The sequence below is a fragment of the Micromonospora sp. WMMD708 genome, assembly GCF_049315245.1.
GTDB lineage: Bacteria > Actinomycetota > Actinomycetes > Mycobacteriales > Micromonosporaceae > Micromonospora > Micromonospora wenchangensis.
This window is the reverse complement of sequence record NZ_CP186060.1, coordinates 2,259,749-2,283,940: the sequence shown is the minus strand read 5'-3', so window position 1 is coordinate 2,283,940 and position 24,192 is coordinate 2,259,749. Positions and strand designations below refer to the sequence as shown.

Sequence of the window (24,192 nt, the reverse complement as noted above, 5' to 3'; positions counted from 1 at the left end):
CTCAACGGCCCCCGGTGCTCGCCGGTTCACCCTGAACCGGTCACGCCCGGTCGGTCACCGGTCGGGGGCTGCGCCGCCGGCGGCGCGGGGGGCCACCGGGACGGTCCGGCACGGGCACGGGCGTCGTCGACGACGCACCGGGCGGGTACACCGGCAGTGCGGTGTCGCCGGTCGGTAGGACGTCACCGAGGCCGGGCACGACGACGGTGTCCGACCGGATCGTCGCGGCGAGCACCGCACCCACCCCCACCCCGCCCGGCACCACGTCCGGCGGCGTCACCTCACCCGGCACCACGTCCGGCGGGACCACGGCGGCCGGCACCGGAACCGGGGCGCGGTCGGGGCGTGGCCGGGAACGGGCGTCGGTGTCGACACCCAGCAGCCTCCGGCCGGCCGCCCCCTCACCGCCGACGGGAGTGCCGGCGGCGGTCACGTCCAGCGGACCGGTCGACCGGCGGGCCAGCAACTCGACGGCCCCGGCGGCCCGGTCGACCGCGGCGGGGTCCGGGGTCCCGTCGCCGAGCCCGTCGACCACCCCCTGGTACGCGTCGAGCGCCGCGTCGACCGCCCCGGAGAGATGCCCGTCGGGAACCGGGCCGGTGTCGTCCGGCGCGGCGAACCACAGTGCGCCGAGCGCCCGGGTCAGCAGTTGCCAGCCGTACACCTGCACGACCGGCCCGTCGAGCACGATCCCGGCGTCGCCGCGCAGCTCAGCCACGGTGGCGCGGAACCGGGCCAGCGCCGCGACGGGGTCGGTGTCGTCCGGCTGCTCTGCGTCGGAGGCCAGGTCGAGGTCGCGGTGGGCGGCCGGAGCGAGGTCGATCAGCGGCACCAGGTCCACGACCGCGTCGAGCGCCGCGACGGCCCGCGCGGCGACGGCCGCGACGTCGACCTCCCCGGTACGCCACTGCCGCGCCCACTGACCCGCCAGCCAGCGGAAGTCGTCGAACAGGCCACCGACCCGCCCGGGTCGGGCCCGCAACGCGACGGCGAGAGTGGGGGTGGCGAGCACCGGCAGCAGCCGGACCAGGACGGAGCCGAGTCGCAGGACGGCCAGGGCCGGGACGTCCCGGACCGCCCCGGCGGGCAGCCCGGCGAGGGCCGTGCGTGCCTCGGCGACCCGCAGCAGCAGGTCGCCCCGCAGTTCCCGCCCGTCGTACACGCCGCCGACCGCCCCCCGGGGCGGCGGATCGTCGGCGGGTGCCACCCGGCGTAGGGACACCTCGACGCGCATCTCCCCCGGGTTGCCGGGCCGGACGAGGGAGGTCACCCGGGGAAGGACCCGCACCGGCGGCACCCCGACGGGCAGCCGGGCGTCGACCTGCCCCCGCAGGAAGTCGGCCGCGGTGGCGGCGAGAACCCCGGCCGCCGCGGTGTCCCGGGGCACCATGAGCACCTCCGGATGCACCCGCAGGACCAGGTCGAACTCCAGCACCGTACGGTGGGCCACCGGCTGCGCCGGCCCCGCCAGCCAGGACGCCACCACCGCCGCCCGGCCGGCCAGCGCCAGGCGTGCCTGTGCGGGCACCAGCATCCAGTCGCTGACCGGTTCGGCGGCGCTGAGCCGGTGCTGCTCGGCGGTGGCGGTCGGGGGTGCGGTGTCACCGAGCAGCTCCAGGTCCCACGGCTGCGGGGCCAGGTCCACCCGGTCGAGGACCGCCAGGAGGGCGGGACGCGTCGCTACCCGGACCGGGAACTCGACCTCGGCCCGTCCGGGTAGTGCCCGCCACGCCCGTTCCAGCGCCGCCGCAGCCGGTTCCTCCCCCGTGGTCGGCTCGTCCCCCGTCGCCGGCCGACCCGCCCGGCCGTCGGGCGGTGGTCGCCGCCGCGCCGGGTCCGTGCCGTTCTGCGGGGCGTAGGGCGCGACACCGGTCGGGGGCCGGACCGGGTCCGTGCCCCGGTACGCCCCGTCGGCGTCCGGCTCCCCGATCAGCGCCGCCAGCAGGTGCAGGTGACGTGGTCGCAGCCCGCCCCACCGCATGGCCCGCAGCTGGGCCTGTTCGTCGTCGGACAACGCGGCCCGTTCCTCGTCGCCGAACGCGTCACCGGGCACGCGGGCGAGGTCGCCGAGGAGGCTGCCCGGCACGTCCGGGCGGTGCGGGGCGGTGCTGTCCCGGGACTCGTCGCGCAGGCCGAGCTGGTGGGCCAGCTCGTGCGCCAACTCCTCCTCCTCGGCGTCGGTGCGCCAGTGGTACTGGTCGGTCGGCCCGTCGTCGACGACCTGCACCACGAGGTGGGCGTCGCGCGGGGAGGTGGCCCGCGCCACGGTCACGTGCAGCCGGTCGCCACGCCGGTTGGGCAGCACGTACGCGGCCTCCTCGGCGTAGCCGTCGCCGTTGAACACCCGGTGCACCCCCCGCTGGAGGGTGGCGAGCATCGTCGCGTCGGGGTCGTCGTCGAGCCACACCCGTACGGTCAGGTCGACCACCGGCTGGCCGTCGTGACGGAACCGGCGGACCTCGAAGCGTGAGGTGACCTCGTACCGGTCACCCGGCTCGGGGCCGGGCCGGCTCACCGGGTCGACCCAGTGGTGTTCCCGGACGGCGACCGGCGCCATCAGCCGGCGCACCGTCCACTGCACCGGCTCGTCCCGCGCGCGTAGCACCGCCCCGGTGTGGGTGTGCAGCAGGACCCGCTCGTCGTCGGTGGTCCCCGGTCCGGCCACGTCGGGCGTCGGGCCGGTGATCGCGGTACGCAGGTCGGCGGGGAGGGCGCCCGTCCGGCCCGCGTGCTCCGGCCGGAAGACGCGCCACCCCTCCAACTCGTCGTGGCCGGTGGCGGGCACCGTCCTGACCTCGCCGGTGCGGGTCGAGACGTCGAGGGTCGCGCCGTGGGTCACCACGACCGGCGCGATGGTGACCCTCGGTTGGTCGGCCACCGCCCGGCCGAGCGTGTCGACAAGGGTCTGCGCCGCCAGGTACGGCAGCGGATGCCCGATCAGCAGGATTCCGTCGACCGGTACGGCCGCCGCGGTGACCGCCCGGACGACCACCTCCGCCCAGCCGGCGACGTCGGACGGCGCGTCGGAACCGGCGAAGACCACCTGGTAGCCGGGCGGGGCCTGGATCAGCGGCAGGACGGCGAGCACGGCCGGGTCGTCGGTGCCGAGGACGGGAGGCAGGGCGTCCTGCGGGTCCGGCGACTCCACGTGCAGGTGGACGGTCACCGGGGGCGTCACGTCGGCGTCGACGTCCAGCGGCGTCAGCACGCCCCCGGGGCCGATCCCCCACCGGCGGTGCGGGGCGGTGGCGGCGTCGTACGCCGTCGGCAGGAACTCCAGCCAGGGTCGTACGCCGTCGGGCCCGTCGGTCCGCACGTCCTCCCGCTCCGGATCCCAGCTCGCCGTCACCTCGTCGGACAGTGCGTAGACGGGCCGGCCGGTGAGATCCGCGAGGCGTTGCAGGACGACGCCGTGTTCGGTGCGGGCCACCTGCCGTACGACACGGATCGCCGTCACCTCGTCGGGGAGCGGCAGCAGCGGGCGCAGCGACGTGTCCGGGTCGTCCAGGGGCAGTTCGACGGTGAGCAGCCCCGGTGGGCCGGCGACCCGCCACATGGGCCAGAACCGCTCGTCGGTCGGGAGCGCCAACTGCACGCCGCCGGGCCGTGGCACCGTGGTGCCGGTGACCCGCAACGCCTCGTCGAATGCCGCGCCCGCTGCATGCCGCAGGGCCGCCGCCTCGGCCTGGGCGGCGAGGCCGTCGACATGCTGGGCACCGAAGTAGCGGACCTCCAGCACCATCAGCGGCAGCGCGCCGTTGGCGTCGTCGAGGCCGTCCAGCACGGTCATCCCCCCGTACGCGGCCTGCTGGGACATCCCGCCGCCCAGGTAGTCGATGACCGTGCTCTTCCCGTCGAGGCCCGGCAGCGCGAAGAAGTCGCCGGTCAGCGGAACCTTCAACTTCCGCTCGTACCGCTCGGCGAGATCGGGCAGCCGGGTCGTGAACAGCTCCTGGAACAGTTCGGCGATGTCGGCGAAGTTCTCCCGCAGGTAGGAGACCGTGCCGTCCGGCAGTTCCCCGATCAGCGTGCCCATGTCGTGCCGGGAGAGCACCGCCACGTTCTCCTTGACCAGGCCCGGATGCAGCCAGATCCCGGTCATGCCGGCCGTGTTGGCGTACAGCACGGCGGCGACGCCGCGCAGCTCCGCGACGTCCCGGGCGCTGCCGCCCTGGGCGGCGAAGTGGCCGGCCACCGTGTCGGCGAACGTCAGCGCGTCCTCCAGGTGGGGGCGGGCGAAGGAGGGGGAGACGCTCGTCGGGCTGCGCCAGGTGCGGGCGGCGACATAGCTCAGGAACGAGTACGCCCCGGCGAGCGGAACGCCGACGCTGTGGTGCACCCGGGCACCGGGATCGCTGTCCGGCGGACGCGGCCCGATCTGCGCCCGCTCCCCGAGCGGTGTCAGCGCCACCCCGGGCAGGTGACCGGCGGCCTGGAGTCCGGCCAGGACGTCGGCGAACGGAACGGGTCCGGTCAGCGCCGCCAGGGCGTCCTCGAAGGCGGCCATGGCGGTGAACAGCGACTCGTCACCGAGATGCGCGTCCTGCTCGGCGTCGGTGTCGGGCACCACGCCGACGATGACCTCGACGATGGCGACCGTCTCCGGGGTCCGTACCGACGCCGGCCGGTCGGGGGTTGCGCCGTCCGGCTCCGGAACCCGCCGACGGTAGAGCCGGCCGTCCCCGCTGTCGCGGTAGTAGGTCTTCGTCTCCACCTCGATGACGATCGTCCCGGCGGGGTCCAGGGCGAGGGGGTCCGCGCGGGTGAGGTCGGCGACGTTCTCGACGGTGGCGTCCTCGACCAGGTCGAGCGCCCCGCTGAGGTCGAGCACCTCGAAGAACTCGAACTCCGCGCCGTGCCCGAGGACGGCCCGGTTCACCGGCGCGTCCACCATTGCCCGCGCCACCGAGGTCGAGGCGACCGGCGGGGACGCTTCCGGGTCGACCAGCGCCGTCGGGTCGACCGTACCGTCGGGGTCGACGAGGACCGCGCGGGCGGCGACCTCCGGGCCGAGGGCGTTGAGCTGCGGCAGCCTGGCGTGGGCGGCGGCCTGCGGGAGCAGCACCGCGCCCCGCTCGCCGCCGAACTGGACCCACCGCACCGGGTCGGTGTCGCGGTCCAGCCGGTAGCCGGCGAAGGCGTGCCCGGGAGCGTGGCCGGGGCGTTCCAGCAGGACGAAGGCCGAGGTGCCGGGCGCGGCGGCGGACAGGGCCGCCTCGACCTGCGCCCAGGAGTCCACCACGGCCCAGTCGGCGCGGTCACCGGCGAACCCGCCGGCCCAGCGGGTGCCGACCGTGGCGTCGTCGCGGGTCCGGGCGACCCGCAGCCCCGGCCGGGTGAACCCGTCGACGCCGGGGTGCAGGACGGTGGCGAACCGACGGGCCAGGGCGAGGCACGACTGCGGGTCCTCCGGCGGGTTCGCGTCCCTACCGGACGTGGCCGGGTCGGGGGCGCGGACGGCGGCCTGGGCGTCGACGGTCGCCTGGACGGCCGTCTCCAACCCGGCCGGGGTCAGCGGGTGCCGCCCCCGCCGGGCCGTACGCCGGGGCGTCGCGACGACGCTGTCCGCGTCGCTGGACCCGACGTCGTCGGCGACCTCGCTGAGCGCCGCGTCGGTGTCGGTGGGTCGCACCGGGTCGGTGTCGGGCCGACCCGGGCGGGGCACCGCGATCGCCTCCTCCCGACGCCGGGCCAGGTCCAGCACCGCGGGCTCCGGCAGCCAGGCCCGGTAGTGGCCGTCGGCGAGATACAGCAGCACCGGCTCCTCGCCGAGCGCGGCCTCGGTGCCGTCGAACCTCGGGTTGTAGACCGTCCGCACCGACCACCGGGGCGGCGGCGGGGGCCCGTCGGGGTCGACGGGTGCGACCGGCGGGAGCGGGGTGGCCACCACCACCGGCCGGTCCAGCGCCGCGCCGAGCAGCAGGGCGAGGTAGTCGCCCGCGTCGGCCGCCCAGTCCGTCCGCCACCGGCCGACGGTGCGGACGAGTTGCCGGCGCACGAGCCCGGCCGCCCCGACGCCCCCGCCCAGCAGGCCGTTGCCGGCGATCGCCTGTTCCACTGCGGCGAGCCGGCCGGTCACCAGCAGGAAGTGGATGCGGGCACGCAGCCCCTCGGCGACCCGCAGGACCACGGGCCGCAGGTGGGCGGGGAGGGTCACGTCGACGGGTCGGCGGCCGTCGCGCCACGCCTGGATCTCGTCGAGGTCCCGCCCGTACGAGCCGGGCAGCAGCTCCCGCACCTCGGGCAGGGCACTGACCACAGCGGATTCGAGCAGGCACAGACCGGTGCGGTCGACGTCCACGAGTTCCCCGTCGGTGGGGGGCGGCAACGCGGTGAACCGGTCGTCGGCGTCCACCCCGACCGGGACCGGCGGCGTCGGGACGGCCGACGGGGCATCCGACCCACCCGGTGCCGACCGGACGGGGTCGTCCGACCGTTCGACGGGCGACCGGGCAGGGGCGTCCGGTCGGGGCGGGCCGGGGCGTCCGGCAGGGGGTGCCGGGTCGGTGTCGTCGACCGTCGGGAGGCGGGCCGGTTCGGCGACCGGGTCCCGTCCCAGGTGCCCGACCGCCAGACCGACCAGGCGTTCGACCTCGGCGCGGGCCTCCAGCCACCGGCGGTGCGCCGCCGCCTCCGCCTCGGCCCGTTCGGTCGCGTTGCCGGCGGCGGCCCGGGCGAGGATGCCGGCGGCGGAGTCGGCGTCGCCCGGGAACCCGGCCACCAGGGCGATCCGTTCCAGCTCCCGCCAGGTCTTCAACGCCTGCTGCGCCTGCTCGGCGGCGTGCACCGCCTGCTCCAGGTAGCTGGTGACGAGCAACCGGTCCACGGGGCCGTCCCCCGACGTGCCGCCGGCCAGCAGGTGGTCCAGGACGTCGACCTGGTCGACCAGCACCGGCTGCGAGTCGGGCAGCGTCACCTGCACGGCGGTGCGGCGGGTACCGGTGAGGTCGGTGTGTTCGGCCACCACGACCGTCTCGGTGGTCCACCACACCTTCGCCTGCGCGCCCTCGTCGACGAGTCCGCCGACCAGCACGTCCGTACGGTGGCCGGTGCTCTCCTGCTGGCCGGAGCTGCCGGGCATAGAGACGCCGAGCGCCGGCACGTACCCGACGGACGTGCCGAGGGTGTCGGGCAGCGCGGCGTCGGCGCGGGCCACCAGTCGGGCGTTGCCGTGCCGACCGGCCCCGCCGCCACCGCGCATTCCCTCGGCGGGCACGAGCACGGTGTCCAGCCGGACCGAGATGACCCGGGTGTGCAGGACGAGGCGGTAGCCGTCGGTGAGGGCGATCTCGTAGGGTCCGGCCATCCGGTGCGGGGTCGCCGCCCACAGGTGGGTCCGCCCCAGCAGGGTCATCAGCTGGTGGTTGAGGGTCGATCCGGGCGCGCCGGGCAGCGGCCCGGAGCCGACGATCCGCAGAGCCCGCACGGCGGCGGCCTGGAGGGCGGCGGCCCCATTGAAACCGAGCGCGGCGAACTGGCCGGGCAACGCGACCGCACCGTCCCGCCAGGCCTGCCAGTTGTCGGTGGGAATGGTGACCAGCCGCAGCGGCCCGGCCGGGCCGTCCACGGTCAGCGGTGCGTCGACCACCTCGGTCGGGTCGGGCAGCACGGCGGCCGGGCCGACCGGCCGGTAGGTGAGGTTCAGGTGTTCGGCGGCCGTCTCGGTGCGCAGGGGGACGGTCATCTCGTGCCGGCCGATCTCCTGCCGGCGGCGGTAAGCCGTGAACACCAGGCGTTGCGGGCCGTAGTCGACAGGCAGCCACGGGCCGGGCGTCTCCACCGAGGTCACCGCCCGGCTGACCGTGACGTCGCCGGTCCGGCCGGCGGCGGTCCGGCCGAGGGTGCCGAGCGCGTTGAGCGCCGCCCGTTCCCCGAGGTGCGCCACCGGGACCACCTCGTCGGTGACGGCCTCACCGGACTGGTGACCGCCACCGACCTCGCTGACGGTGCTCAGTTCCAGGTTGCCGGTGCCGGCGCGCAGCTCACCCACCCGGGCCGGGACGTCGGCGGGTACGGCGCGGACGATGATCTGCACCGCCGGGCGGCCGAGCAGGCCCGGGTAGCGCAGCACGAAGCTCAGGCCACCGTCGAAGAGGTCGCCGAGATGCGCGGCGATGGTGACCGGGTCGGTGTGGTGCAGGACGGTGCTGACGTTCAGGGCGGTGTTCCGGTCGTGGCCGACCAGTTCCATCCCCTCGTCCCCGCCGAGGCGCAGGCCACGCAGCCAGCCCAGCATGGCCTGGCCGATGGCGGGGGTGTCCACCAGCCGGCTGGTCTGGTGCATCACCTGCACCGCCGGCGGGGTGACCTGACGGGGCAGCCGCCAGCCACCGGCGGGTGTCCCGACGGCCCGCCGGTACTCCTCGACCGACATCTGTCCCAGCAGCGACACGTCGCCGACCTGCCGGTAGCGGGTGAACGTCCGGTCGGGCAGCACCCACTTGGGTTCGGTGAGCACCACGGCGAGGTGCACCCGCAGCCGGCCGTGCACGCCCAGCAGGACCGTCCGGGACTCGGAGTGCTTGACGGTGCGTTCGACCTCGGCGGCGGCGAGCACCGTCTCACCCGAGATCCACTCGACCTGCCGCCGGCCGAACAACCGCAGCGCCACCGTCGCGGGCGGCTGGGTGGGGGTCCGGCTGGCCGGCTGGGTGGGGTTGGGGGCGGGGGGCTGACCCCCGGGTGTGGCTCCGGAGGGGCCGGTGGGCGCGGCGGGTTCCGCCGCCCGCCACGCCGCGCCGCCCCCGCCGGCCTCCAGCCGGACCTGCGCGCCGCGTTCCGCAGCGGAACGACGCACCGCGAAGCCGGCGACGGCACTTTCGTACCCGTCGCCGGTGACCGCGCCGGACGGCGTCTGGTCGTGCCCGGTCACCTCGGCGAAGACGAACACCGTGACCGGCACGTCGTCGCCGACGACCACGCTGGGGGCGTGCACCGGTTGGGGCTGCTGGGTGGCCGGTGCCAGCAGCGCGGCCAGGTGCCCCTGGTCGACGAAGGCGTTGAGCCACTGGTGCAGGGGTGTGCCGGGAATGTCACCGCTGAAGGCCGTGCCCCGGCGGCGACCGCCCGCGCCGCCGGGCAGATGCCCGGCGTCCATGTAGTCCGCGGTGGCGGCCCGCAACGCGTCCAGGAGCTGGGTGCGCAGCTCCGGCAGCCCGTGGAGGTGGTGGGTGACGGTGTGCTGGGCCAGTGCCGCGCCGAGGTTCCGCAGCCGTTGCCGCTGCGGGGTCACCTCCGGCGGCAGCAGTTCGCCGAGCGCCTCGCGCAGCACGATGCCCGCACTGGGCCCGCCGGCCGGGGTGGGCAGCACGACCGGTGGTGGCTGTCCGACCGCGACGGTCTGGGTGAACGGCACCGAGAAACCGAGTTCGAGGTCGGCGGTGTGGTTCCCGGCGAAGCTCAGCGGTCGGGCGTGGACGGGTCGGTCGGACAACCACCGCCAGGCGTCGACGAGATAGCCGCGGTACTCGACGACCACCGACGCCGACAGCTCCAACCGGACGTGGTCGGCGAAGACGGCGACCGCTCCCCCGCCGATGCCGACGACACCGGCCTGGCTGCCCTGGGTCACCTCGATCACGTCCCGCCAGACGCCCTGCGCCCGCAGGCCGATCCCGGCGGACCCGCCGATCGCGTCGCTGCCCACCGCGGCGGTGGCCTGCACGCCGGTGGCGACGGTACGGGCCGCCCGATCCGTCGCCGCCTGCGCCCGGCCCTGGCTGGTCCGCAGCTTCACCGTGGGCTCGTCGTCCTCGGATTCACCCGACTCGCTGTCGGTGGGTTCGGGGACGTCGGCGGTGACCGGGTCGGGGTGGGTGCCCCGCCGCCCCAGGTAGCGCGGTGCGGTGTCGGGGTCGCGACGGCGTACCCCGATCCGGACCTCCAGCGTCCGGCCGGAGAGGATGTCGCGGACCCGCAGTTCGATCAGCAGTTCACCGTCGGCGACGCCGAGCAGTCGCGCCGAGTAGCGGCCGGGGCTGTTCTGCGCGGCGAGGTGCTCCTCGTTGCCGAGCCGGTCCAGGGCCCGCCGGATGCGGGCGGTCTGCACCTTCGGGTCGTTCCAGTCGGGCAGGTACCGCCGGTGGACGGCGTTGCGCTCGTCGGCGAGCAGTTGCCGCAGCCGCCCGGCGACCAGGCCGGCGACGAGGTCCCCGCCGTGCAGGAAGCCGCGTCCGATGCGCAGCCGGTCGCCCCGCCACAGGTGGTCGGGCAGGGTGCGCTGGTCGTCCGGGTCGTTCTCGACGGTGCCGGCCAGCAGGGCGACGAGGTCGCGGTCGGGCCGGGCCGACGACGCGACGTCGCCCAGCGCCGCCACCTGCTGCTGCGGGACGACCAGCAGGGTACGCACCGTCACCGGTCGCGGCCCGTGCCGCAGTCCCCGGTACGCCAGCGACCGGGTGACCGACCGGTACATGCTCCACTGCACGGTGCCGGTGTACTCGGCCAGGTAGAGCCCGAGCACGTGGTCGCCCGTCTCCTGCCCGGTGACGTTCTCGACCTGCGGCGCGAGGGCCTGCGCGCGCCGGTCCACGACCGAGACGGTCGGCCCGACGGAGAGCCGGAACAGGCCGAACGCCCGGCCGATCAGCGCCGCGAGGAAGCCACCTCGGTCCGAGGCGGACTGCACCGACTGACCGGCGGTGACCGATGCCGCCACGCGCAGCAGCGCCGACTCGGGCAGCTCACCGACCGGGGTGAGCCGGGTCAGCCGCAGCACGGGCCGGACCCCCTGGGCGTAGCTGGGCCGCCGCAGCCACGATGAACTGGTCGCGGTGAGACCGGCCGCGCCGGGCTGCACCGCGTCGACGGCCCGCTGGCCGCCCCAGAGTCGCCAGAGCCGCAGGTTGCTCCCGCGGCGGCGGGTCACCTCGGGAATGCCGGTGAGCGCGGTGGTGGCCAGCCCGCCGTCGTCGACCACGTGCGTGGTGTAGCTCGCGTCGCGCAGGAAGGCCGCGGCGGCGGGACCGACCGTCAGCGGGTCGCCGTCGCGGACCGGCCGCATCATGGCGAGCACCTCGGGGGTACGGAACCAGAAGTGGTCGCCGTCGGCGGGTACCCAGTTCGCCGGGACTGCCGCCCAGGCCGGCGGGGTGGGCCGCGCGGTGATCTCCACCTGGACGACGACCGCGCTGCGGGTGAGGAACGAGTCGGGTACGCCGATCATCATCTGGTTGTCGCCGGTGGTGAGGGACTGCCCGACCGTGCGGACCGCCCGGCTACTCAGCACCCCGCCGAGCAGGGTCACCCCCACGCCTCCGGCCGGGATCGGCACCACCACCCGGGCGGTGGCGGCCTGCGGCTGCGCCCACGCCGACGTCGACACGGTCGCGGTCCGCCGGTCCTCGATGCCGCCGAGCCCGGGGGCGAGGCGCACCTCGTCGGCTTCGGTCGGTCGGGGGACGAGGCGTACCCAGGCGAAGCGCCGCTCCCGGCCGACCCGGACGGGGTGGCCGGAGCCGTGGTGCAGGAACTCGGTGGGGTCGGTGGCCAGGGCGCGCAGCAGGGGGCGGGCGGTGGGCATGGTCACGCCCAGGGTGCGCAGCCGCCTGGTCACCCGGGCGTGGAGCACATCGGTCCAGGCCGGGTGTGCGGTGTGCGGCACCCCGATCAGCAGCGGCTGCGCGGTGATCGCGGTCCGGACGGCGGTGACCTGCTCCGCGGTGGGTTGCCGGCCGGGCACCTGGCGGGCCCCGCCGGTCGGGTCGAGCAGCAGCACCTGGGCCCGGCCGCTGGACAGTGCGGCGGTCAGGTCGGCGTCGCTGAGGTCGGCGACGTCGACCCCGACCACGGTGAGCTGGGCCGGCACCGTCGCCAGCGCCGGTTCGGCGACGAACATGAGCAGCCGGCCGGGTTCCTCGGCCCGGGGCAGGTAGGCCAGCGCCAGCGAGCCCGGAGCGGCGCGCAGGGCGTCGACGGTGGCCCGGACGTCGTGCAGCGGTTCGAACTGTCCGCCCAGCGCGGCGGCCAGGGTGCCGGGGATCGTCTCCGGGGTCACCGTCAGCTGCGCGTCGAGCGTGCGGGGGGTCCGCCCGTAGTAGCCGTCGACCAGCCGCACCATGGCCCGGAGCAGGTCGGTGGCGTCGGTCACGACAAGCGTCGGATCGGCGGCGGCTGCGATCAGCCCGGCCGGCGACGGGGCCAGGAAGTCGGCGAGGTCCATCGCGTCGCCCCGGGCGTCCACGGCCAGCACGGTGGTGCCGGCGCGGGTCAACGCCGCGGCGGTGACCGGGTCGTCGACGGCGGACCGGGCGAACACGCCGGGCCGGGCGGGGTCGACCACCCGGGGGGTGACCACGCCGTCCCGGTCGTCGGCGACCAGCCAGAAGACCCGGTCGGGTGCGTCCGGCGGCTGGTCGTGGACCAGCAGCATCGTCCCCGGCCGGCGGGTCAACGCCTGGACCGCAGCCCCCGGGTGGGTGACGTCCGACGGCACCGGTCGTCCGCCCAGCGCGCGGTGGAACCCGTCCAGGCCGAGCCGGGTCGCCGCCGGTGCGGTCACGGTGAGGTCGCCGATCCGACCGTGCAGGACGAGGTAGGCGGCGACCGCCCGGACCAGGGAACTGGCCGTGCTGGCGGCGGTCTCGTCGACCTGCACCGCGTCGACCCAGTCGGCGAGCCGGGTCAGCGACGGCCGGCCCCGGCGGACCTGCCGGCCGGATGCGAGGCGGGCCGCCGGCAGCCGGCGCAGCGCCTCCCCCACGGCGTCCACCGCCGCCGTCGACGGTCCGGGCGGGACGGGGTCCGTCGGGAATCCGGTGGACACCGGTGCGGTGTCCGGGGTGCCCGGCGGGGTCGGCTGCTCCCCCGCTCCCGGGTCCTGCGCAGCAGCCGGGTCCTGTCCCGACTCCGAATCCGAATCCCCGATCCAGTACGAGTACGGGTACGGCTCCGACGGCAGCTCCGGGTCCGGGTCCTGGTCCCGGCCGTGGTCCTGGTCCTGGTCGGGACCAGGATCCCAGTCCGAGTCCGAGCCGGAATCGGAGTCGGAGTCCCGGTCGGGTGCGGCCTGACCGCCGAGGACCCGTTCCCCGGTCGCGACGCGGACGGCCACCGTCCGTCCCCGGTCCAGCAGCATCGTCAACGGGCCGGGCAGCTCGTCCGGGTCGAGCGGGGTCAGCCGGGCATCCGGCCCGGCGTCCGGCAGGACCAGCGTCAACGCACCGTCGGGTGCGCGGTGGACGAGGGCCACGGCGTCGTCGCGCCACACCGGGGCGACCGCGTTGGCCGGCAGCAGGCCGAGGGCCGCCGCCGTCACCGGGGTGGGCGTCGCGTCGAGCCGGCGGGCCAGCACCGTCCGGTCCGACCCGGACGGACCGGGCAGACCGAGGCGGGTGAGCACGTGCCCCACCGACCGGCCGCCGGATTCCCCGTCGACGACGGCCCGCAACCGGTCCAGCCCGAACAGGGCCGAGGCGAGCAGTTCGGCCCGGTCCTGCGCAGTGCCGACCGGCAGGCCGGACAACCGGCGCAACACGCCGACCCCGTCCAGCCAGGCCCGCGAACCCAGCTCGCGGCCCCGGGTGTTGACCAGTCCGGTCAGCCCGGCAAGGTCGGCGGTGACCGCCGCGACCGCATGGCCGACCAGCCGGAACGCCTGGAAATCGGTCAGCTCTTCGGTGTCGCCGGTGCCCGGCCGGGCATGGTGGGCGCGCCACAGCCCGTCGTCGGTCCGCACCAGCGCCACGGCCGCCTGCGCGGCGAGCGCGCGGGCGAACGACTCCACCTCCGGGCCGTGGTCGAGGAACACGACGACAGGAATGCCGGCGTTGGTCTCGGGCAGGATCGCCCGGTACGCGGCGGCGGGCAGCGCGCCGCGCCCGTCAGGCCGCCCGGTGGTCACCCCGGCAGCGGTCACCGTGCCGGGCTCGACGAGGATGCCCCGTTCACCCAGCAGCGGGCCCAGCCCCAGGGCCCATATCTGGTCGGGCAGGAGCCGCACCAGCGGTCCGTCCCGGTACGGCACCGCCATCAACTGCGGCGGCAAAAGGGGATTGCTGAACTGGTCCGGGTCGTCGACGTCCCACGCCAGCATCTGCCGGGCGGGGAGCTGGCCGGCGGCGGCCGCGGTGATCTCGATGGCCACCACGTCCGTGCCGACCCACCAGGCCGGTCCGACCGGTACGCCCACCGGGGCCACCCAGTCGGGGACGAACGTGCGGTCGACGGGGCCGAGACCGTGCCGGCGCAGCGGGTTGTCGGTGACCAGGTGCCCGATGCCGACGAGGTGGGCCAGTTCGAGCAGCAGGGTCCGCGCCTCGGGGCTCTGCTCCTTGGCGAGTTCGCTCGCCAGCACCGCGCCGGCCGGGCCCTCGTCCTCCACCAGGAGGTCGTGCCCGGCCGCGGCCAACGTCTCGGCGTCGATGGCCCAGCCCTGCAGGACGACCTCCCCGTCCGGACCGGGCGCCACGACCCGGTGGGCCGCACCGGGCGGCAGGGTGTAGAGGTGGTCGGCGGCGGTGATCTCGTCGGCGGCCACGAACGCGACGTCGGTGGCGCGGGCGCCGGGCGGACCGTCGTCGCCCGCGTCGTCCGTCGCCTCCACCAGGAACCGTACGGCGGCCTGCGGCAGTGCCAGCATCTGCGGTCCGGGCTCGTACACCGGCCTGGCCTGCGGATCCTCGGCGGCCAGGCCGGCGATGACGTAGGACAGGTCGGTGCCGGTCAGCACGGCGATCCGCTGCTCCCCCTCGACCCGCCAGTATCCCGTCCACGTCCCGGGGTCGCCGGCCTCGGACCGGACCACCACCGCGAACACCGAGTCGAAGATCACCGGGATCTCCTGGATGGTGTCGAACTCCCCGGGCACCACGACGATCCGGGTGCCCTCGGGCAGCCGTTCCATCAGCAGCGCGACCGCCTCGGCCGCCCGGTCGCCCGCCCGGACGACGTTGACGACGTCGTCCAGTTCGGACACCGGGGCCACGGCCACCCGGAACGCCGCGCGCAGGGCCGCCGGCAGGCCGGTGCGGCCGGGCGACCAGAGCACCACGCCGTTGTCGTACCGGTCGACGGTGGGCACCGCCCACGACGGCATGGCCACGGCGAAGCCGGTCTGCGTGTCGTCGACCGGAAGCTCCAGGGCGGCCATCCCGGCGCCCAGCCACACCAACGCCTCGGCGTCGTCGTACGTCTGCGCGTCGACCGTCCAGGCGATGGTCCGCCACGACGGATGCGCCTCGACCGTCTCGACCAGGTTCCCGACGTGGTCGGGCGCGATGGGCAGGCCGCCGTGGCTGACCTGGTGGCTGGCGGCCGTCCCGACGTCCGCCGCCCGCGCCGCCCGGCCCAGGTCGGGCGTCCACCGTACGACGGGGGCGGTCGCGAGCCGGTCGCGGATGAGGTCCGTCACCGGGGCGACGGTGGCCGGGTCCGCCGTGACCAGGTAGAGCTGTTCGCCCGACCAGTGGGGGAACACCCGGACCTGTTCGACCGGCACCCGCAGCGTCAGGTCGTGCCCGTGCCGGTCCGGACCGCCGAGGAGGAGTATCCCGTCGCGGGCGGCGTCCGCCGCGAACGCCTCGGCGGTCGCCCAGCGGTCCAGGTGCAGATGCAGGTGCCCGTCGACCACCTCCTGCCCGTACGGGCGGCCGAGCAGGTCGAAGGCGGCGCGGACCAGCGCGGTCCGGGCCGGTGTCCGGTGGTGGGCGGTGGCGGCGCCGAGCACCACGGTGTCGAACTCGGCCCGGAGTCGGCGCAGCAGGTCGGCGCTGTCCGGGCCGGTCAGCTCCACCTGCCAGCCGGGCAACTGGTAGACGGCGGTCCACCCGTCCAGCTCGGCGTCGGGGGCGAGCACGCCGACGCCGTTGTCCAGCAGCCGCTGGACGAACGGGCTGTCCACCGGCGGCGACCGGTCGAGCAGGACGACCCGGGGATGCGCCCGTAACGCCTCGCTGTCGATCAGCTCGTCGGCGGTCACCTCCCAGCCGTCACCGGTCAACCGGTCGCCGTCGAGCTGCCCGACGGCGACGACCAGCCCCCGGTCGTTCAGGTCCTCGGCGTCGGGCACCGTCACCGCCGCCCGTGCCGCCGTGGGCCGGGGTACGAGGTGGACCATCGGATAGTCGACGATGACCCGGGTGCCCTCGTCCACCAGCAGCAGCGTCCCGCGGGGTTCCCCCTGGGTCGTCCAGATCACCCCGTCGCGCGGGGACCGGCCGGCGAACACCTCCCGTACCTCGGCGAGTGCGGCGGCATGCACCGGGACGAACCGGTGGCCGGCCCCGGGCCACGCGCCGGGCCGCTCGTCGACGGGGAGCAGCAGCCGGTCCCGGTACGCCAGGGTCAGCAGGAACGGGTCCCAGGGATAGGTGCGGTCCGGGTCGAGGATCGCCAGCCAGGACTGGATGCGCGACCAGGGCTCCTCCACCACCCGCCAGGTGTCGGGGTGCTCGGCGGCGTAACTGCCGTCGACGACCAACTGGCGCAGTCGCGTGCCGTCCCGGTCGACGGTGGCGTACTGCACGAGTTCCGGACGGGGGTCGGTGATCTCGATCAGCACACGGTGCTCCGGCAGCCGGTACGGATCGACGAGCATGACCCCGCTGTCCCGTAACCGTGACCGGAGTTCCCCGGCGTCGACCGGCTCCCCACCGTCGACCATGAAACGCACGGGTTCGTTCGGTGTGGTCAGCACCGCGCTGTCGAAGATCTCGGTGAGCCAGTCGTCGTTCTCGCCGACCCGCAGGTCGGGGTCGGCGAGCAGCATCTCGGCCCACCGCCGGCCCTCGACCGGGTCGGCGGCGTGCAGGACGGCCCGGGCGAGCGCCTCGTCGAGGGTGCCCACCAGGGTGTCCATCTCGTTGCCGGTGGCGGCGCTGGTGCCGGACACCGTCCACTGGACGTCGACGGGCAGCAGCGTCGGCAGGACGACGACGGCGGAGGCGCGTACCGTCCGGACGAAGGCGGACTGCGCCGCCGTGGCGTGGTCGAGGTCGGGCAGGATCAGCACCCGGCTACCGCCGTCGGTGCCGGCCAGCCGGGCCAGGTAGTCGGTCGCGTGGTGGCGGACGCCGTCCGGCGTGACCAGGACGTCGTCCGACGCGCCGTCCAGCACACCGGGTTGCAGGACGATCCGGTGCGCGTTGCGCCAACCGAACCGCTGCACGTACGACCCGATCTCCGTGGACAGGATCCGCCACGGGTACCGCATGATCAGCTCGCGGACCGGCCCGACGGTCCAGTAGTCGGGCAGCGGCATGTCCCCGGGCAGCCTGACCATCGCGGTCAACCCGGCGGCGTACGCGGGGCTCTCCCCGAACGTCTCCCAGAAGGTCTCCCGGACCGTGGCCAGCACGCGGGCCCGCAGCATCTCGCGGTCGACGTCGGCGTCGGGGTCGTCGCCGCGCTCGGCCCGGATCGTGGCCGCCTCGGTCTGCTCCGTGTCGTCGATCAGGTACAGCCAGGCCCGCCGGACCATCTCGGGCGGGTCCAGGATCGGTTGGGCCACCGGCCCGTCGGTGAAGTCGTTGCGCCACATCGACAGCACGGGCAGCAGGTGCGGTTCGACGTCGACCGCCGCCCCCGGCGGCTCGACCAGCGCCTGCACCTCCAGCGCCGGCTGGTCCTCGACAGCGGGCAGCGACATCCGCACCAGCCGGACCGCGTCGTTCGGGACCGCCACGGCGAGTTCCACCGGGTCCGCCCCGGTGGGGCCGTCGGTCGGTGGTGGCCATCCGCCGTGCAGCAGCCAGCCCCGGTGCCCGCCCAGACCGTCGGCCAGTCCGGTGTCGGGGACGGTGACCCGCCGCACCGGGCCGTCCGGGGGGACCTCCGCGGCGAGCCGTTCCGCCTGCCGGGCCGCCGCAGTCCGGAACTCCTCCTCCTGCCGCACCCGCTCCTCGTGCCGCCGGTCCTGCTGGACCCGGCCGTACGTGGGGGGCGCGTCGTCGGGCGACGGGGTGACCGCCGGCTCCGGGGCCACCGACGGGGTGAACGGGGGCAACCCCTCGCGCCACGCGGCGGCGCCGAGCAGCGTCCCCTCGGTGTAGCCGGGTGGGGTGACGTACGCCTGCCGGATCCGGGCGGGCAGGTCGGCGAGGTGGGCCTGGGAGAGCTGACCGGGAGGCGGCGCGGGCAGCCGGAAACGTAGACGCGGCAGGCGCACCGGCTCGATCGGCACCTCGTTGGTGAACATGGTGACCACACTCAGGTGGCTCGGCGTCGGCAGCCCTGCGTCCAGCCGGTGCCGCAGTTCCCGCTCGACGGCCCGGCCGAACGCCACCGCGTGCTCGTCGTTGTCGCTGACCACGGTGAGCACCATCGGCGCGCGGGGGTCGACGGTCGTGGCCACGACCCACCGCGCCCCGGGGGGACCACCGGCGAACACGGTGCCCAACACCCCGCCCGGGGGCACCCGGTCGCCGAACAGCAGGGCGTAGTTCTCGTCGGCGAGCAGGACGAGCAGGTGTTCGCCGGGCAGGTCGACCGCGTCGACCTGCCGGATGAGCGTGGCCATCGACATCGACTCGTCGTCGCCGTCCCAGGGCCACAGCACACCCCGCTGCCGGGGCGTGCGCAGCACCCCCAGCCAGCCGGGGCCCTTGCCGCTGTCCGGCCGTTCGACGGCGCGTCCGTCGCCGCGTGCCGCGACGGCGGTGGGGACCCAGGCGTCGTAGTGGTCGCGTCCGTTGTAGAGCAGTCGGACCGGCTCGCCGGTGCCGTCCGGCCAGAGCACCGTGGCCGACGGCGGGTCGACCCGGCCCTGCCACACCGGCCGGCCGAGCGCCGCGCCGATCACCAGGGGCAGCACGTCACCGGCCCGGCCACCGGCGGCAGTGCCGTCCTCGACGGGCAGCGGACGCCGCCAGTCCCAGGTGTCGACCACGTCGAGCAGGGTGGCCTGCACGTCGTGTCCCTCCGGGAACAGCCAGGTCGTGGCCACGTGGTTGAACAGTTCCACCATCGTGGGCGACGGGTCGGCCAACCGCCGCCGGATCTCCTCGCGCAACGCCGCGTCGACGTCACCCAGATCGACGTCGTGTGACCGGGTACGCCGGACCCGCAGCAGCCGGTCCAGCGCGTCCGGCGGCATACCCGCGATGCCGGTCATCGCCTCCGGCACCGCGACGGCGGCCGCGCTGAGCAGGCAGAGGCCGTCCCCGACGATGCGGACCCGGTCCCATTCGGTCGGCGGCAACGGCGCGTTGGTCAGCCGTACGCCGCTCCCGTCGGCGGTCCCGGCCCGGCTGGCGTACCCGGCGAAGGGCACCGGGTCCGGCCGGCCGGGGTCGGCGATCTCGTCGTTGACCACGTCCCAGGCCCCGGTGCCGTCGGGGACGAACAGCGCCCACGGCCGGCCGTCGACCGAGAGCGGCAGGTGTCCCGCCGCGCCGGTCACCACCAGGTCACCCTCGGGCGCGACGACGTCGGTGGCGCGCAGGTCGGCCAGGCGCTGCACGGACCGCGCGCCGATCCGGCCGGCCGCGCAGGACAGCAGCGCCAGCCGCCGGCCGTCCCGCTCGGGGGACTCCAACAGGGTGTACAGCTCGTCGGCGGTCAGTGTCGTGTCGCTGGTCCGCCCGTCGCGGTGGCGCAGCGGCACCCGGAACCGGTCGCCGGCCCCGTGCACCAGCACGGTCACGGTGTCGGTCGCGTCGGGCAGCCGGGGGTCGCCGGCCAGCCGGTCCCACTCCCGGGCCGGCAGCAGGGCGATGCTCCCCGGCCGGCCGGGCACGTCGTGCACGACCACCTGACCGTCGCCGACCCACCAGCTCCCGTCCGCGCGCTGCCGTAGCCGCCCCGGGGCGGACCGGCCGGGGATGCGCAGCCGACGGCGGTCCCGACCCACCCGGTCCCGACCGGCACGGCCAGTGGGGGCGGGGCGGCGGACGCGGTCGGTGAACGCGGGTCCCGGCTCGGTCCAGAGCACCGCCCGGCGACGCTGCTGCGGCGTCGTCGGCCGCCGCGTACCACCGGGGCTCGTCGACCGGCCGGCGCCCCGGCTGGTCTGCTCGACCCGGACCATCCCCAGCGGAATCCCCTCGGCCTTCAACCGCGCCGCCACCTGAGCACCGACCAGTTCCGCCAGCGAGGTCGCCCGCCGCCGGCCGGTCCGGCCGGCCCGCAGCCGCAGCCGCCCGGAGCCGTTGCCGCCGCCCTCGATCCGCACCCGCACCACCCGGGGCCGGTCGTCGTCCCACGCGTGGCGGGCCTGCGCGACCACCTGGTCGACGAACGCGTCCAGTTCGGCCCGCCGGCCGTGACCGGCCACCCGCTCGCCCTCGGCGAAGTCGATGGTGACCGGGTCGTACGGGCCGGGCTCCGAGGTGCCCCGCCGGGTCGCGACGACAGGCAGGTCGAACCGTTCGCCGACCGCCGTCGCGACGGCGTCCAGCCAGCCCTGGACCTGCTCCGGGGTCGCCGCCGCACGGGCCGCGCCCATGAACTGCGCCGACCGGTCGTCGACCCGCCACCGACCGGTCGCCTCGTTCCAGGTGAGTTCGCCACCGACCCGGGCGTGCCGCTCGATGGCCCGGCCCCGCGCGTCGAACCCGACCGCGAGGCCGGCGTGCCCCTGGCCGCCGAGCCGCTCGCGCAGCTGCTCGGCGGTCAGCTCCGGGTCGCGTTCCCGCATGCCGGCGAGCAGGGCCCGGAAGTCCCGCTGCCGCATCGCGGCAGCGGCGTCGGCGGCGCCGAGGTAGACCTCGCCGTCCTGCGCCACCACGTAGAGCCAGGTGCGGGCCCGCGTCGGGTCGAGCAGGTGGGCCGGAAAGTCGGCCAGCCGGTACCAGAGCGGATTCAGCCGTACGTCACCGGCCTCGTCGCGTTCCGCCGGGGTGATGCGTCCCGCCCGCACCGCCGGCCCGTAGACGTCGTCGAGGTCCACCGGCTGGTCGGGCTCGGGACGGGGCTGGTCGGGCTCGGGTGTGGCGGGGGGTTCCGGGAGGTCGGGGAGGTCGGTGACCTCCGGGTTGGACGACGAGGCGTCGTAGTGGGCGTCGTCGTTGTGGTAGATGGTCACCGGGGGGACGTCCGGCGGGCCGTACACCGCGCGTTCGCGGCCGTCGCGGCGGCTACGCACCCTCAGCGGCAGGTCCAGGGCGTCCGCCAGCAGCGGCAGCAGCGCCGTACCGACCGGTTCCCGCCAGGAGGTCGACCAGTTCGCCACGGCCGACTGCAACGCCCCGACCTCGGCATCGGTCAACGGACCGGTGTCGAAGGCGTACCCGTCGAGGTACCGGGCGTGCAGGTCGTCGTCGGTCACCTCGGCCAGGGCCGGGTTCTGCCGACGCAGCTCGGCGAGCCGGTCCGCGCGGGCCGCCACGTCCGGGCTCTCCCGCTCCTGGTCGGCCAGCGCGAAGCGGACCGCCGGGAGCAGGGCCGGCAGGGTGTCCCGGTGGGTGTGCAGATGGCGGGCGACGAGCGTGGCCAGGGCGGTGGCGACGAGGTCGGCCGGGGAGTCCTTGGGCACCGACGTCAGGTTGGTGGAGTACGCCTCGGCGTACCCGCCCACCTCCGCGCGTACCCGGTCGGTGTCGGCCAGCCAGCTCCGCAGCACGGGTGTCAGCAGTCCGGCCCGCGCCAACCGCTGCGCCACCTGTCCCGGTGCCGAGGTGAGCACGGCGAAGAGCAGGCACCGCCCGTCCGCCGGCACCCGCACCAGGTCGGCCGGCAGGTCCGACCCGGTGGCCCGCTCGGCCGGCGGCACGACCACCGGGGTCGACGTGACGGCGGGCGGGACGGTCGTGGTCGTCGCGGTGACGGGCGGGGCGGTCGCGGTGACGGGCGGGGGCGTCGCGGTGGCGGGTGCCGCCTCCGGGCGTGACCTGCCGTACCGGCGGGTGGTGGCGGGATCCAGCAGGGCGTCCACGGTCGCCGTGGCGTCCGGTGCGGACCGGATCGGTGCACCCTGCCCGTCGAGCAGGATGACCCGCGCGCCCACCGGCAGCTCCGGCGGTTCCCCGACCGGCCGGACCCGCCGGTCGGGCCTGGCCTGGGTCTCCACCCAGAACAGTTCACCACCCTCGTTGACCAGGGCGAAGGCGTGCCGTGGGGCGTTCGGAGGCGCCACCAGCACCGCCGCCAACGCCCGTGGGCCGGCCCGGCCCACGGACCCCACGATCTGGTCCCAGCCGGAGACCGGCTGCCAGTCGACGCCCAGCCGGGCGGCGAGGTCCTGCTCGGGACGCACGGAGTCGACGGTGGTGTCGTCCCGGTTCGCCCGGGGTGCCGCCGACAGCCCGTCGATCACGGCCGTCAACCGCAGCACACAGTCGGCCGCCGTGCCGTCGTAGGGCGGCAGCACCTCGCTCAACCGCCGCTCCAGGGCGGCCCGGCGGCCGGCGACGGCCACGGTGGGGTCGGTCACCCCACCCACCGGCGGCGGGTCCACCGCCGCCGGCGCGCCGGTCACCGGCTGCGGGCCGGCGGCAGGCTGGGTGCCGACGCCATCCGCCCCCCTCGTGCCGGGACCGCCCGCTGCCACCGGTGCGCCAGGGCTGCCCGCGACCGTGCCGGGGCTGCCCGCCGCCTGTGGGCCGACGCCAGCCGCGACCTGCGCGCCGAGGCTGCCGGTCAGTGCCGACCCGACCGGCTGGGGTCCACCCGGCCAGGACCCGGCGGCCGGCCGGCCCGGGGTGGTGCCAGCCGGTCCGGACGCCCTTGCGCCACCGGCTGCGGTCTCCGCCCCGGCGACCGGGGCCGGACCCGACCCACCGCTGCGGGCCGCCGCCCCGGCGGCACCCGGCTGGCCGGCACCCGCACCCGTCAGGCCGGACCCGGCGGATCCGCCCGACGGCGGCACGCCGGCCACGGTGGCCGGACCGGTCGTGGCCGGGACGGTCACGCCGGCCGGGACGGTCACGCCGGCCGGGACGGTCACGGTCGACGGGACGGGCAGGCCGGATGCGGCGGGGTCCGTCGGGGCCGGCAGGTCGGGGCCGGCAGCGCCGGTGGCGGTGGCCGGGTCCACCGGTTGCGGTCCGGCGGGGTCCGGCGGCGGCGACCCGGCGTCGGCCCGACGGGGTCGGGCGGCCACGTCGCCGTCGCCGGCACCCGTACGGGTCGTCGGTCCGGTCCCACCGGCCCCGGCACCCGTACCGCCCCGGCCCGGGCCACCGGTGCCGCCGGTCGCGGCGGCACCCGCGCCGGGCACGACGGTCACCGCGTCGGCGTACGAGGGCGGCCCGTCGTACGCCGGCAACCGGACCGGGTCGTACGGGGGCAGCGGCTCCTCGACCGCCGTGCCCGCGACGGCCGGCGGTTTCGGCTCGGCGGACACCGTCGACTTCGCCGTGCGGTCCCGGTCCCCGCCGGTGGCCTTGTTCAGCTGCTGGCCGATGGCGGTGCCGGCGACACTCGCCATCCCCGACGCCGCGCCCGCGATGACGGCCGCCCCGTCGGCCTCCCACTCGCCGGTGGTCATGCCGTTGTAGAGGAACTCGGTCAGCCACTCGCTGACCCCCTCGTTGATGACCTCCTGGGCGGCCTCGCCGGGCCGGAACCCGTGCGGGTCCGGCAGGTTCGACGATGCCGTCAGCCCGACCCGCCGGCCGATGTTCGTCGACCGGGCCAGCCGCTCCAGGCCCTGCATCAGCCCGCCGAGGCCGAGGCCGACCGCGCCGCCGAGCGAACCGACCTCTGCGGCGGCCCGGGTCAACTCGTCGTTCCAACCGTCGCGGGTGTGGTTGCGGATCTGGTAGAGCTGCACCAGCCGGTCCATCACCGTCTGGAGGCCGATCCCGACGGCCTGTGCCATGGCGACCTGGAACAGCACCCGGGTGGTGACGTTCTGGAAGATGATCCGCATGATCACCTTGCCGACCGCGAGCCGGGCCAGCGCGGCGGCCGGGTTGATCCAGGCGATCGCCAGGGCGGCCAGCAGTTCGAGCATCAGCGCGAGCAGCGACGCGATGATCATCAGCTTGGCGTACTGCACCTCGGTCGCGGTGCCCCGGTAGCTGTCCCCCATCCGGTTGGTGTACTTCGACACCAGGCCGAGGTAGCCGGGGCTGTGCAGGACGTAACGCTCCATCGTGTCGACGAAGGAGTCCTCGGCCTGCCCGTTCACCCCGGCCCGGTACGCCCGTACCCCGTCACCGAAGGTCTCGGCCGACGTGACCACCTGCTCGGCGGCCCGTCGCAGCGCCTCGGCGGTGGCGAAGAGGTTGGTCTCGTCGGCCTTCGGGAACTTCTCCCCGATCAGGAAGCGCAGGAAGTTCGCCATCTCGGCCGAAACCTCGATCGCCACCGGAG

Annotated in this window: 1 protein-coding gene; it reads right to left on the bottom strand. The window is 75.9% G+C overall.

Annotated elements, in window-relative coordinates; all coding sequences use genetic code 11:
- Nucleotides 1–40: 40 nt before the first annotated feature.
- Complete coding sequence (locus tag ACN260_RS10210; RefSeq protein ID WP_422755720.1) at nucleotides 41–24,187, bottom strand: hypothetical protein; 24,147 nt, start codon at nucleotides 24,185–24,187, stop codon at nucleotides 41–43.
- Nucleotides 24,188–24,192 lie beyond the last annotated feature (5 nt).